Origin of the sequence: Psychrobacter sp. Cmf 22.2, assembly GCF_001921745.1 — a bacterium.
Classification (GTDB): domain Bacteria; phylum Pseudomonadota; class Gammaproteobacteria; order Pseudomonadales; family Moraxellaceae; genus Psychrobacter.
The window spans coordinates 1-257 of record NZ_MRYA01000054.1 but is presented as its reverse complement, the minus strand read 5'-3'; the positions used below and the strand labels follow the sequence as shown (position 1 = coordinate 257).

Genomic DNA, 257 nt, shown 5'->3' with positions numbered 1-257 from the left:
GCAAACGCTGAAACATTGGCGCCATTCGATGATGAAAGCTTTGATTTAGTGACTATCAGCTTTGGTCTGCGTAATGTCACAGACAAAGACGCGGCCCTAAAATCTATGTACCGTGTGCTAAAGCCAGGCGGTCGCTTATTGATTTTAGAATTCTCAAAACCTGTCTTTGAGCCTTTATCAAAAGCTTATGATTTGTATTCATTTACTGCTTTGCCAATTATGGGCAAGCTGATTGCCAATGATGCAGAAAGCTATCA

At 41.2% G+C, this 257-nt stretch carries 1 protein-coding gene; it reads left to right on the top strand.

The genetic code is table 11. The features are described from left to right. Positions 1 to 257, top strand: a 257-nt coding sequence (locus BTV98_RS13285) for a class I SAM-dependent methyltransferase (RefSeq protein WP_143505778.1), incomplete at both ends; no start/stop codon positions are given.